A 12,512-nucleotide genomic window follows, 5' to 3' on the forward strand; every position below is an offset into this window, starting at 1 on the left:
GGAAGCGGGGGCCGCCGACGCGGGGGCGCGGGGCGCGGCGGGGGCGGCCATGGCGGGCGCGATGCCCGACACCGCGATCAGCCCGGCCAGAATCCACCGTCGCGCCGGGGACGTCCCGGTCCGGCCGTGTCCGGCACTGAAGGCTTCCGTCATGATCCCGATCCGTGGCTGTTGCAGGCGATGCATGTTCCGTTGCCTAGCGGATCGGCGGGGGCGTGACCAGTCCCGCGACCGCAAACATACAAGATCGCCGATGAACGGCGCGCCCGCCTGTGCCATACTCGCCCACGCCCCGGCGGACATGGATCGGCCGGGTGATGCCGGGACGCCCATCCGGAAAGGCAGAACCATGACATCAGAATACAGGATGAAGCGGCACGGGACGATGGCCCTGGCCCTTCTGGCCGCCCTGCCGCTGCTGGCCCGCACCGCGCCGGCCCGCGCGGCGGCCCCGCCGGCCGCCCCGCATTCGGCTTACCCCGACGGAACCGGGGATTCGCTGATCGATCGGCTGAACGCGGCGCAACTGTCCCCCAATTATCGCGGGCAGATCTATTATCCCGGCCAGCCGATCCCGTCGGCGCAGCCGATGGATGTCCAGCAACTGCCGCCCGACGTGCCGCAGGTCGTCCCGCCGCCCCCGGTCGGCGAACGCGCGCCCCAGCCGTCGATGCGCCCGCCGGGCATGGGTACCACCCTGCCGCCGCCGGTACCCGCCTGCGCCGCCACGTCCTCCTGCTGAAAATCGGTTCGGAAACGCTGTTTTAGGGCGCTCCGGCATGCCGAAAGCACCACGGCATGCCGGTTCGTCATAATTTAGTTACATTTCAAACCTATGGTCACGATGTGACGTCGGTGCGTGATGCAAAATGTTCCCGGCGTCACGCCTCTTTGCCTGTCGCCTTACAGCCGCCACAGCAGCGGCGTGTGCGACAGGAAGATCAGTCCCAGCCCCGACACGAACAGCGTCTTCAGCGCCAGCGGCCCGCCGGCCGACACCAGCGCGTCCAGCGTCAGCATCTGCATGCAGGGATCGACCGGCCCCTGTCGTCCGTCCGGGGCAGCCGCCCCGGGTGCGGCAATGCGCGCGCGCCAGTCCTGGCGTTGCCGCGCCTGCTCGCCCTGCGAAATCCTGGCGCGGCTGTAGAGAAGGCCGACAAAGCGATCCAGATCCTCGACCCGGTACATCAGGTCGCGCCCATGGCGCACCGCCGGGCGGGGGCCCGCGCCCAGCAGGCCCAGCACCCGCAGCCGCCGGGCCGGCACGCCCAGATAGGCCGCAGCCTCGCGCAGAGGCAGCATGCGCCGCAAGGGGAAAGGGTGGACAGTCGCCGCACCGTCGCTGGCGCCGTCCAAGGGCGACCGGCCGTTCATTTCCCCGATGGTGTTGTGGATCGGCTTTTGCTGTCAATGACAACCTGCACAGCCCGCCCCGGCGATTTTCTATAACCCCTATGCGCCGTGCTGGAGGCGGCCACCTCTGAGCAGGCTTTCAGCGACAGACGTGGCGGTGGCCGTCGGCGCCGATAAAGGTGCTGGTCAACGGGTCGAAGCACGCACTGGCGACGCAGCTGTTCCCCGATACCAGGGGGGCAGGGTTCACCCTGGCCCCGGCGGCAACGGCCTCGCGCGCCGCCGCGCCGCAGAGCGGGGTGTTCAGCGGGGCGGACGGATCGTTGACCAGTTGCGCCTCGTTCGCCGGGGGCGGGGCCTCGACCACCGTGCCGGGCGCGAATTGCAGCGGCGGCCGGCGGGCGACGGGGGCCTGCGCCACCGGCCGCGTCGCCGGTTGCGGCGCGCAGGCCGCCAGCCCCGAAAGCATCAGCGCCGCGACCGCAAGGCGCGCGACGGAGGGCCGGGGACGATCGTTCATGACATCTTCCTGTCAAAGCTGTGCACCAGACATGCCCGCCGGCACCCCGGCGCGACGATGCCGCATCCCCCCACTGTCGCGCGACACTCCGCATTTGCAAACAGCCCTTTCGCGTCGTCCCACCTATGGCCCCGGCCGAGGGGTATCAGATCTGCCTGGGGTAATAGTTTCTGTAGGTACGGCCTATGCTGGGAATCGCCTCCCTGACGATGCTCTTGATCCCGAGCGCCTTGCCGTTCCGGCGGAAGTTGAAATTCTCGACCAGGCGCCGCATGACGTCTTCCGGATAGGTCGCCGCGAAATACCCCAGCGCGTTGCACGCGGCGAGGCGTTCGTGAAGGAACGACCCCTTCGGGGGCGCCACGTTCTTCCAGTACCCCATCCTGACCAGGATGTTGTTGATGAGATGAACCGTGATGGCGGTCCTGCATGTTTCCGAACATTCATCCCTGAATTCCGGCAACAGCAGCTTATGGATATCGCCATGTGCGATAGGGCAGAACATGGCCTGCGGGGACAGGCGCGGCCGGTTCCTTTCATCGCGCAGCAGTCGCGTCAGCAGCAGGGGCCCGGTCTCGCCCCATTTCAGGTTCCTCCCCACCCGCTGCATCGCTTCGTGGGCCAGGCCTTTCAGCAAGGCCGCGTCGCCGGTGTAGAACACCGCGCCGTTGACGCCGGATTCGTCGAGAGGGAAAATATCCCGTGCCCGGAATGGCGTGTTGTCGGACAGCAGCAGCACATCCAGATCGATCCAGACCAGATCGCGCGTCGCAACCATGCGATAGCGAAAGAGATCGGAAAAACGGCCGGGATCGGGCTTGCCGTTATACAGGAAGCGGGATTCCAGATCGCGCGAGACGATGGCGTTCGCGTCGTCCACCCGCACCCCGTCGGGCACATTCGAAATCCGTTCAAAGGAGAACAGCGTTACGTCATATCCCCTGGAGGAAAATGACGCGAGGCAGGCCTGTTCCATGGCCGAAAGCGTCGTGCCATGCCAGAATGTTCCAAAGCCGCGCCCTGGAAAGCGAGTTCGATCCATTCCAGAGCCTCTTTGCGTTTTCCCCGCGAGAGAACGTCCCCTGGTCAAAACGGTTCCCGCGCGGGCGTGAAGGAAGGTCGGGCGCTGCCCGAACACGCCAGGGCCTGAGCCCCTGGACCCCGATCAGGAATAAACGATCGGGCTTCCAAAGGGCGCCGCCCTTTGGCGGGTTTCAGGGCAGCGCCCTGAGGTTCAGAGCCGGTTTGAAATGTGGGCTGGCAAGCGAGAGCGGAACGCAGTGAAGCGCCCGGCGTGTGGTTTCGAACACCGAAGCGGAGCGGCCTTATCGGCCGTGAGCATCGGAGCGCAGAAAATGCGCGTCGGATCGCCGCCAGCGCGCATTTGCAAACCGGCTCTCAGATGTCCAGCAGCCCCTGGGCGGCCTCGGCCGGCTTTTCGATCTTCGCCATCGCCTCGCCGTCGGCGAAGGTCAGCACGACGCGGTGGCCGGGCCGCAGATCGGCCGCCCGCGTCACCGGCACGCCCGCCGGATTGCGCACCAGCACGTAGCCGCGTTCCAGCACCGCCATCGGCGACAGCGAGTCCATATGACCCGACAGCCCGGCCAGGCGGGTGGCGCGTTCGCGCAGCAGGGCGGCCAGCGGCGCGGGGGACAGGCGGGCGCGATCGGCCCGGGCGCGCCGGTCGCGCAGCACATGCCGCAACCCGGACTGCAGATGGCTGGCGGCCAGCATCAGGCGCGTCCGCCGGTCGCCGATCAACACCGCCGGGGGAGGCATGCGGCGTTCCACCGCCACCAGCGCCGCCCGCCGGCGATCGACCAGCGCCGGCAGCGCAAGGTCCAGCCGATAGCCCCGGTCATCCAGCCGCATCCGCGCGGTGCCCAGCAGCGACGGCAGGTCGGGCAGCCGCCCCGCCGCGCGGTCCAGCCGCAGGCGCAGCATCTGCGTGCAGCGCGCCAGGCCGCTGGTCAGCCGCGCGGCGCGATGCGCCAGGTCGGCTACCAGTTCGGTCCGTGCCGGCGCGGCCAGTTCTGCCGCCGCCGTGGGCGTGGGGGCGCGCCGGTCGGACACGAAGTCGATCAGCGTGGTGTCGGTCTCGTGCCCCACGGCGGAAATCAGCGGAATCGTGCAGGCCGCCGCCGCGCGTAGAACGGCCTCATCGTTGAAGGCCATCAGATCTTCCAGCGACCCGCCGCCGCGCGCGACGATCAGCACGTCGGGGCGGGGGATGCCGCCCCGCCCGTCGATGGCATCGAACCCCGCGATTGCCGCCGCGACCTGCGCCGCCGCCGCCTCGCCTTGCACGGCCACCGGCCAGATCAGCAGCCGGCGCGGGAAGCGCCGCGCGATGGTGGTGCGGATGTCGTGCAGCACCGCCCCCTGGGCCGAGGTCACGACACCGATCACATCGGGCAGGAACGGCAGGACCCGCTTGCGCGCGGCGTCGAACAGCCCTTCCTCGGCCAGTTTCAGGCGCAGCCGTTCGATGCGCGCCAGCAGCGCGCCCTCGCCCGCGTATTCCAGCCGGTCGATGATGAGCTGGTAGGACGAACGCTCGCCGTAGGACGAGATCTTGCCGGTGGCGATGACCTCGACGCCGTTTTCCGGCTTCAGCCCCAGGCGCGACACCGACCCGCGCCAGACGACGGACGAGATCTTGCCGCCTTCGTCCTTCAGCGAGAAATAGAGATGCCCGGACGGGTAGCGCTTGAATTCCGTGATTTCGCCCCGCACGCGGATGCGGCCGAACGTGCCTTCCAGCGTGCGGCGGATGGCCCCCGAAATCTCGGAGACCGAATATTCGGGCACGTTGCCCGCCCCGGCGGTGCCGGAATCGCGAAGTGGTTCGTCCATCGCCGCAGGGTATGATAGAGACGGCCCGCCCGGAAGGCCGGGCGTGCAGATGGAACAGGGAAACGGATTGATGCGGGTGCTGCTGGTCGGATCGGGCGGACGGGAACATGCGATGGCGGCCGCGATCGCGCGCTCACCGCTGCTGGAAGCCCTGTTCATCGCCCCCGGCAACCCCGGCACGGCGGCCTTGGGCACCAACGTCGCCATTGCCGCCGACGACGTCGCCGGGCTGGTCGCCCTGGCGCGCGCCGAGCGCATCGACCTGGTGGTGCCCGGCCCCGAGGCCCCGCTGGTCGCCGGCCTGGCCGATGCCTGCGACGAGGCCGGCATCGCCTGCGCCGGCCCGACCCGCGCCGCCGCCGAACTGGAAGGCAGCAAGAGCTTCACCAAGGACGTCTGCGACGCCGCGCGCATCCCCACCGCGCGGTGGGAGCGGTTCGACAGCATGGCTCCGGCGCTGGAGTTCGTGCGCCGGCGCGGCGCGCCGATCGTCATCAAGGCCGACGGGCTGGCCGCCGGCAAGGGCGTGGTCGTCGCCATGACCGAGGCCGAGGCCGAGGACGCGATCCGCGCGATGATGGACGACGCCAGCCTGGGCGACGCCGGCCGGTCGGTGGTGATCGAGGAATGCCTGGTGGGCGACGAGGTGTCGCTGTTCGCGTTCTGCGCCGGGGAAACCGCCGTGCTGATCGGCGCGGCACAGGACCACAAGCGCATCGGCGAGGGCGACACCGGCCCCAACACCGGCGGCATGGGCGCGGTCTCGCCCCCCACCGGCTTCGATCGCGCGCGGCAGGAAGCGGCGCTGGATGTGCTGGTCCGCCCCATGCTGGACGAGATGGTCCGGCGCGGCACCCCCTTTCGCGGCGTGATCTTCGCCGGCCTGATGCTGACCGACGACGGGCCGAAGCTGATCGAATATAACGTGCGTTTCGGCGACCCCGAGGCCCAGGCCCTGCTGATCCGGCTGGAATCCGACCTGCTGCCCGCCCTGGCCTCGGTCGCCGACGGCACGCTGGATACGACGGACATCCGCTTTTCCGACGACCATTCCATCAGCATCGTGCTGGCCGCGCGCGGCTACCCCGGCAAACCCGTGGCGGGCGGCGTCATCGACGGCATCGCCGAGGCCAACCACCTGCCCGGCGTGCATGTCTTCCACGCCGGCACCCGTCAGGACGCCGAAGGCCGCATCATCGCCGCCGGTGGCCGGGTGCTGACGGTCTGCGCCACGGGCACGACGCTGGCCGAGGCCCGCAGCCGGGCCTACCACGGCGTGGCCGCCATCCGCTGGGACGACGCGATCTGGCGCCGTGATATCGGCGAGCGGGCGTTGCGGGGGGAGTCATAAAGCCCCCTCCCCCGGCCGGCCGTCGCGGGTGATAGGACGGATGGCCGGGAGCGGACCAGCAGCTTTGGGCATAGATATGCGAAAAGCTGACATCGGCCGGAGTGGTACATATTACGCTTTCGCCTCAAGTAGGCTATCAAATCGTAACTATGTCACCTTCTGAAAGCAGATACCGAGCGCATAGAGACCAAAATATGATCATGGAACGGAAATGCGATGCTCTGGGTCTTGCATGCCAGTTAGTTACGCCCAAGGGTATTAATAGGCCAAGTTCTAACAGCCAAATCGGCTAGATGAGCTTGACGATTTTCGATTTCTTCTGGGCCCCATTTTTTGTATTCAGCAACGCCTTTTGTTATTACGAATGGGCTCTTGGAAAAGGCGAGACGTTTAGATGTAAAATCTGCATTACCTGCTGATGAATTGAGCCTCGCATTAAGAAGTACTAAATTGCCCAGTCTTGTCGTATAGCTTGCCGCGTCTTCGAAAGACTCAATGTCGAAGCTTTCAGGCTTAATTGGCAACACGTGTTCCAGATTAACAGCTTTCGTGTCTTCATTCGGAACTTGTTCGGGAAGGCCAGAATTATCAGCAGATCGCTCGAGGGCCATAAGATAGTACCTTGCCAGCTTTGTCTTGGAAACATGACACTTCGCGAAAGCATCTCTGAAATCTCTATCATTTGCAACATGTGGCGCCATGCGTTGCACTAAAGCTTCTGCTGTCCTAATTCCGATTTTTGTATGAATATTATGAGCGAGCGATGCATAGATAGACTCAAGGCGACCCACTCGACCGCTATCTGCAATAAACATCCTTACTATCCACGAGACAAATAACTTAAATGATCTATCCGCCTCATGCTTGCTGAAATGATGCGTCACCGCTAGCATCAGGTGACGAATTTGGGTTACCCCCAACAGGTTGAGAGTTGCAACGGATCTGCGAATGCTTTCAGGATAGCTCTCCCACTTAAAATGATGTGGAGTAAGCATTGCAACATAGTCATTAGAAAAACTGTTAATGGTCTCTAAAAATGTAACAGCTTTTATAGGTGATTCTGTCAGCGGCTTTATTCTTTCGAACACCTGACGCTCTCTTGTTAGGCCATTGATTAAAGTACTCACCAACCTAAGGTAATCAATTGCCGTATCTTCCTTGTCGACTGTCTCCAAAGATCTAATCATTGATGCCCATTTGGCTTTCGCCTCATCAAGTCTATTCCCTGCCTGACCAAAAAGATAATTTTTAACGAGATCTGCCTGTGAAACACGAAGGCCTCTATCGTTTAAAGTTTCAAACATAACATATGCATTGACGTCGTCAGATACTGTAAGAACAATCAAATTCGCATGCTCTCTCAAATATGAGAGCCAGTCTTTCAAATGTTTTTTTCTTGTCTCCACAGTCATTGTTTTGGTTTCACTTTCCAGGAACCGACGCAAAATGGTGGCAGCATTTTTTATCCGCACATTGGAATGAGTGCCTACCGCAGGTTTGGCTTTTCTCTTAACATCTGAAGGCCTAGGAAGAATGCAGTTTTGGTAAAACTCGTGATCTCTTACGTTGAGGTGAAATTTAGGAGTGTCTTCTTCTGTATCCAAGTCTAAGCCGAATAAATAAGTTTCCTCTATCCCATGCGCCAGTCTCACTTCGTCCATTGCCAGCAACATATCTCTTATGACGGCGATCAATATGGTTGTAGTTGCGAGTCTCTGCTGCCTATCGACAACTTCAAGATAACCATCTTTTGTTTTCGTCAGAACAACCGTTCCAAGAAAATAGGATTCTTTACTCTCTGACAATGCGTCACTGATATCGCTACAAAGAGCCTCTACATGCTCATCATCCCATGCATATTCACGTTGGTTTGCTGGAACACGCAATCTTCCAGCAGAAATCAACTCACCAATACCTTTATACGTAAAGTCTATAGCGCTCATCCGCTTCTTCCTTAGATTAATTCATTTCCAATTAATGGAATGAACGAAAAGATTTTAGCATGATACCTTTTCACTTTTTGTCGGGGTCACAAAGTGAAAAAATATATTTCCACAACATATGGGGATTAGCAGGCTTGGATAGCGAAGCGGCTGATTGGAAATTCGACCGTCTACCTTTTGTTATTGCAGTATCTCCACTAATACCAATCCAGTGTTAGCTAATTTCAGGCTCTCGACCCAATGTCCATTTGGCAATTTCGGCCGTATTGCGGACAGTCTCGTTTCCCCGCGCGGCCCGATGTCCGCTTCCGAGACATGGACTGTCCTGCCTGAATGACGGGATGGGGTGCATAGCGGCTGACAGTGGTTATTGCGGGATGTCGCTATTGGGATCGGAAGCCGAGCCGTTGACCGTCCGAATGGGGTCGAAATTACACGGTCCTGTTGACATCATCCGAAGGCGAGGAAGGCGGTGACGAGGAAAATCATGGCGCATTCGAAGTGGGGCTCCTCCGATAGCACCGATCGCACCGCCCCCCTTCCCCCCTCAGAACGCAGCGGACAGGCTGAGATTGAACGAACGCCCCAGGCCGGGCAGTGGTCCCAGGAGGCCGGTGGCGCGGTAGTCGCCCAGGGACAGGCCGCCCAGTGGCAGATCGTATTTCTGGTTGGTCACGTTCTCGATGCTGGCGTCGAGCGTGAGGTTGCGCCAGCGGTAGGTGCCGCCCAGGCCCAGCAGCGCGTAGCCGGGCGTGCGCGGTTCGTTGCGTAGCCAGTCTACCGTGCTTTTGGCTTTCACCAGCGTGACCTCCACATGGCCGGTCCAGTTCCGCCAGGTCTCGTGCAGGCTGATTGCGCCGTTGGCGGGCATCTGGTGGTACAGGCCGGAATGCGTCACCAGGTCCTGGCCGCGCACCCAGTTGAGGTTGGCGTGAAGCTCGCCGGTCCCAAAGGCGTCGGATTTCCACAGGCGGACGAAGGCGGAGCTGTTGATGCCGTAGCTCTGGGCGTCGTGATTGGCGAATTGCAGTTTCGACAGGCCGCTGGCGAGTGCGCCGATCCGCACCACGTTGATGTAATGGTGCGTGTAGGTGTAATAGGGCTGCACCTTCACCTGCCAGGCGTTGTCCACCGGGTCGTGCCAGGTGATCGTGGTGCTGGCGGTATTGGCGACTTCCGGCGTCAGGTTCAGGTTGCCGACATAGCCGTTGCCGTCGCCGAACCAGCCGATCATCGTGGTGGCCATGTTGCCCATGCCCCAGGCATAGCGTTCGTACAGGTTCGGCGAGCGCGTCTTGCGGGCATAGCCGCCGTCGATCATCAGGCTATCCAGCGGATGCCAGTGCAGCAGCGCCGTGACGTCGAAATTGGTATCGGTCCGCCCGCGCGACGCCGCGTTGAAGCGGCGGGCCGCCATGGCGTCGCTCATGCTCATCATGCCCGTCCAGGAATAGGGCGCGACCGGGCCGGCATTCATCATCACCAGGTCGCTGCGCAGGCCGAGTTCGGTCGAAAAGCGCGGCAGCCACTGCGCCTTCCATTCGACGTAATGGCCCAGCCGGTCGCGGTGGCCGTCGTTGATGTTATGGAACGTGCCCGGCCCCATCATCATGCTGCCCTGCAGGGGCGGCCACCAGTCGTTCACCCCGTTATGGTCGAACGAACTGCCCAGGCCCAGCGTATGGCGCGGGCCCAGCGGAATGGTCGCCTTGATGGAATAGGCGGCCGTCCGCGTATCGGTGTTCATGGGCATGCCGGTGGTGGGGCTGTGGCCGCCCTTGTCGGACAGCATGTTCATGGCGTGGTCGACCCGCTGCCAGAAGCCCCGGGCCTCCAGCGTGCCCCAGTTGAAATCGCCCGTGTACTTGCCGTTGACGAAGGTGGACCGGTTGTTGGTCATGTCCATGTACTGGTTGGCGAATCCTTCGTAGGGGATGTCCTGCTGCCCGAACGTCAGCGCCAGTTGATGGTTGGCCTTTCGGACGCCCAGCGTCACGGCATGGTTGAAGCTGAGATAGTTGGTCGACAGCACGCGCTGGCCGCCGCCGCCCGCGTGATAGTCGTCGGCATGGCTGTACGAGCCGGTGTAGCGCAGGCTCAGCCAGTCGTTGGCGACGGTGACGGAGCCGGAAGCGCCGGAGCCCCCGCCATTGCTGCGATAGTCGCCGCGCGCATGGCCGGTGACGAGGATTTTGGAATTGCGGGCGAAGATCGGGTCCTTGCGATCGACCTCGATGGTGCCGCCGGTGCTGTCGCCGCCCTGGCTGACCGAGGTGATGCCCGCGATCGCGACGGCGGTGGAAACCGCGTCGGGGTCGATATAGGACATGGCGGGATTCATGTGGTTGGGACAGGCGGAGGCGATCCGCATGCCGTCCACGAACGTCGCGACGCGATCGTCCGCCATGCCGTTGAGCACGGGCAATGCCGAGACGCCGCCGGCCGAATAGGTGCTGAACCCGAGGCTGTGCCGGAACAGGCCGGTGGTGTCGTGGCCGGTCGTGAGGGTGCGACGCAGGCCGTTGACCGTGATCACTTCCTGGTCGGCGGCGTCGATGGCCGGTGCAATGGCCCGCGTGACGGGGTCCTGGGCCCGGGCGGGCGCGACAGGCGCCAGCAGCGTGGCGGAGCAGCCGCAGGCAAGCAGCCCGGCGCGGGACGCGCGCCGGACACGAATGAATGTCATGACGAAAGAACCTTCAGCGGAACGAAGACAGCCGCCGCCCCGCCCCTTCCGGTGGTCCGGAAAAGGCGCGGTCGCGCGGCGCTTTATGCGTTTCGGCTGAAGGCGGGCGGCCCCGTGGGGGGCGGAAGGACGACCGGGCGCGCGCAGGGCGGGGCGCGCGGCATGTGCGCGCCGTACAGCAGCCGCCGCCAGCCGGTGACGGTCAGCACGATGGCGGGGGCCGCGCCCAGCACGACCATCGGGAGATGCAGCAGCGGGCACAACGGGCAATACCCGTCGTCATGGTGATGCGTGTGATGACCGTCGGCCATGCCCGCCATGTCGGACATGTCCATGCCGGGCATGGCCGCCGAAGCATCGGCCGGGCCGATCGACAGACCGGTCAGGCGTTCGAACGTCGCGCGCGGCGTCTCGTCAGGGCGGGCCTGCCCTTGCAGCACAAGCTGGCCCACCAGACCCGCCAGGACGCAGACGACCAGCAGCCAGCGCGGAAGGCTGGCCGGCGGAAGGCTCCGACATCCGGGATGGGTCGCGCGCAGGGGCCTGCCTTTCACGTCGCCGCTGATGCGGGCAAAAAAAACGGAACGCGCCGACCTTGTAAACCCCAAGGCGGAATGCCTCAGCCGCCCGCCAGCGGGAAATGGCACGCCACCTGCCGGCCGTCGCCCGGGTCACGCAGGGCCGGCGGGTCGGTGCGGCAGCGGTCCTGCGCGATGGGGCAGCGGGTGTGGAAGCGGCACCCCGGCGGTGGCGCGATCGGGCTGGGGACGTCGCCGCGCAGCGGGGGCGCGCGGTCGCCGTCGGGCAGCACCACCGGTTCGGGCACGGCGGCGATCAGGGCGGCGGTGTAGGGGTGCGCCGGGCGGTGCAGCACGGTATCGGCGTCGCCCAGTTCGACGATGGCGCCCAGATACATCACCGCGACGCGGGTCGAGATCTGGCGCACCACCGCCAGATCGTGGGCGACGAACACGTAGGTCAGGCCCAGCCGGTCGCGCAGGTCCATGAACAGGTTGACGATCTGCGCCTGGATCGACACGTCCAGCGCCGAGACCGGTTCGTCGGCCACCACCAGCCGGGGCGACAGCGCCAGGGCGCGGGCGATGTTGATCCGCTGCCGCTGGCCGCCGGAAAATTCGTGCGGGTAGCGCGCCAGCGCCGCCTGCGGCAGGCCCACCAGGGCCATCAGTTCGGCCAGCCGCGCCGCGATATCGGCCGCCGTCCGCCGCCGCCCCTGCCCGTCGCGATGCACGCGCAGCGGCTCGGCGATCAAATCGCCGATGCGCCGGCGCGGGTTCAGCGAGGCGTAGGAATCCTGGAACACCATCTGCATTCCCTGCCGCAGCGGGCGCAGCGTGCGTTCGGACAGGGCGGTGATGTCGGTGCCGTCGAAGACCACGCGGCCCGCCGTGGGCCGGGCCAGGCGCAGCAGGCAGCGCCCCAGCGTCGATTTGCCGCAGCCGGATTCGCCCACCAGCCCCAGCACCTCGCCCGGCCGGACGGCCAGCGACACCCCGTCCAGCGCGCGCAGCACCTGCCCCCGGCCGACGCGGTACTCCATGCGCAGGGACTGGGCCTCGATCAGCGGTGCGGTCATCGCGTTCTCCTTGGGGCGCTGCCCCAAACCCCGCCAAAGGCAGTCGCCTTTGGAAACCAGTTGTTGGGAGGCTGTTTCACAAGGCGGTCTGCCGAGCGAGAGTGCCGCGAAGCGGCACGCCCGGCGTGTGTTTCCGAGCACTGGAGCGGAGCGGCCTTGATGGCCGTGAGCACCAGCGCGCAGGAAACGCGCGTCGGATCGCC

At 64.5% G+C, this 12,512-nt stretch carries 10 protein-coding genes; 2 read left to right on the forward strand and 8 right to left on the reverse strand.

The annotated features are described in order from the left end of the window. Window positions 1-349 precede the first annotated feature (349 nt). Complete coding sequence (locus tag HLH34_RS13525; RefSeq protein WP_244959951.1) at window positions 350-742, forward strand: hypothetical protein; 393 nt, start codon at window positions 350-352, stop codon at window positions 740-742. Between the two features lie 161 nt (window positions 743-903). Here the strand turns inward: HLH34_RS13525 and HLH34_RS13530 are convergent, their stop codons facing one another. The 4 genes from HLH34_RS13530 to xseA form a co-directional block, all read right to left on the reverse strand. Beyond that, window positions 904-1,356 carry a helix-turn-helix domain-containing protein gene (locus HLH34_RS13530; protein WP_240162176.1) on the reverse strand — a complete coding sequence of 151 codons (453 nt, stop codon included), beginning with the start codon at window positions 1,354-1,356 and terminating at the stop codon, window positions 904-906. Between the two features lie 136 nt (window positions 1,357-1,492). Beyond that, window positions 1,493-1,873 carry a hypothetical protein gene (locus HLH34_RS13535; RefSeq protein WP_183120116.1) on the reverse strand — a complete coding sequence of 127 codons (381 nt, stop codon included), beginning with the start codon at window positions 1,871-1,873 and terminating at the stop codon, window positions 1,493-1,495. A 145-nt stretch (window positions 1,874-2,018) separates the two neighbouring features. Further along, complete coding sequence (locus HLH34_RS13540; RefSeq protein WP_240162177.1) at window positions 2,019-2,915, reverse strand: hypothetical protein; 897 nt, start codon at window positions 2,913-2,915, stop codon at window positions 2,019-2,021. Window positions 2,916-3,271: 356 nt separating this feature from the next. After that, on the reverse strand, window positions 3,272-4,732 hold the full coding sequence (gene xseA, locus HLH34_RS13545; protein ID WP_183120117.1) for an exodeoxyribonuclease VII large subunit: 1,461 nt from the start codon (window positions 4,730-4,732) through the stop codon (window positions 3,272-3,274). Between the two features lie 70 nt (window positions 4,733-4,802). On the opposite strand from xseA, the gene purD reads away from it, so the two are divergent. Continuing rightward, the gene (gene purD, locus HLH34_RS13550) at window positions 4,803-6,083 is read left to right on the forward strand and encodes a phosphoribosylamine--glycine ligase (RefSeq protein ID WP_183120190.1); all 1,281 of its coding nucleotides are present in this window, start codon (window positions 4,803-4,805) and stop codon (window positions 6,081-6,083) included. Between the two features lie 239 nt (window positions 6,084-6,322). Here purD and HLH34_RS13555 read toward each other — a convergent pair whose 3' ends face one another. From HLH34_RS13555 to HLH34_RS13570, 4 genes are all read right to left on the reverse strand, one after another. Continuing rightward, the gene (locus HLH34_RS13555; protein ID WP_183120118.1) at window positions 6,323-8,026 is read right to left on the reverse strand and encodes a DUF262 domain-containing protein; all 1,704 of its coding nucleotides are present in this window, start codon (window positions 8,024-8,026) and stop codon (window positions 6,323-6,325) included. Between the two features lie 547 nt (window positions 8,027-8,573). Further along, window positions 8,574-10,712, reverse strand: a complete 2,139-nt coding sequence (locus HLH34_RS13560; protein ID WP_183120119.1) for a TonB-dependent receptor — start codon at window positions 10,710-10,712, stop codon at window positions 8,574-8,576. 83 nt (window positions 10,713-10,795) lie between these two features. Further along, window positions 10,796-11,266: a DUF2946 family protein gene (locus HLH34_RS13565; RefSeq protein WP_264784303.1), complete on the reverse strand. Its 471-nt coding sequence runs from the start codon at window positions 11,264-11,266 to the stop codon at window positions 10,796-10,798. A gap of 65 nt (window positions 11,267-11,331) precedes the next feature. Then, window positions 11,332-12,309 carry an ABC transporter ATP-binding protein gene (locus HLH34_RS13570; protein ID WP_183120120.1) on the reverse strand — a complete coding sequence of 326 codons (978 nt, stop codon included), beginning with the start codon at window positions 12,307-12,309 and terminating at the stop codon, window positions 11,332-11,334. Window positions 12,310-12,512: the final 203 nt, after the last annotated feature.

It is taken from the genome of Gluconacetobacter azotocaptans (genome assembly GCF_014174355.1).
Lineage (GTDB): Bacteria > Pseudomonadota > Alphaproteobacteria > Acetobacterales > Acetobacteraceae > Gluconacetobacter > Gluconacetobacter azotocaptans.

What these genes read in the sequence shown, in the direction of transcription:
- HLH34_RS13525 (WP_244959951.1), top strand. Translation starts at nt 350, where the DNA reads ATGACATCAGAATACAGGATGAAGCGGCACGGGACGATGGCCCTGGCC.
- HLH34_RS13535 (WP_183120116.1), bottom strand. Translation starts at nt 1,873, where the DNA reads ATGAACGATCGTCCCCGGCCCTCCGTCGCGCGCCTTGCGGTCGCGGCG.
- HLH34_RS13540 (WP_240162177.1), bottom strand. Translation starts at nt 2,915, where the DNA reads ATGGATCGAACTCGCTTTCCAGGGCGCGGCTTTGGAACATTCTGGCAT.
- xseA (WP_183120117.1), bottom strand. Translation starts at nt 4,732, where the DNA reads ATGGACGAACCACTTCGCGATTCCGGCACCGCCGGGGCGGGCAACGTG.
- purD (WP_183120190.1), top strand. Translation starts at nt 4,803, where the DNA reads ATGCGGGTGCTGCTGGTCGGATCGGGCGGACGGGAACATGCGATGGCG.
- HLH34_RS13555 (WP_183120118.1), bottom strand. Translation starts at nt 8,026, where the DNA reads ATGAGCGCTATAGACTTTACGTATAAAGGTATTGGTGAGTTGATTTCT.
- HLH34_RS13560 (WP_183120119.1), bottom strand. Translation starts at nt 10,712, where the DNA reads ATGACATTCATTCGTGTCCGGCGCGCGTCCCGCGCCGGGCTGCTTGCC.
- HLH34_RS13570 (WP_183120120.1), bottom strand. Translation starts at nt 12,309, where the DNA reads ATGACCGCACCGCTGATCGAGGCCCAGTCCCTGCGCATGGAGTACCGC.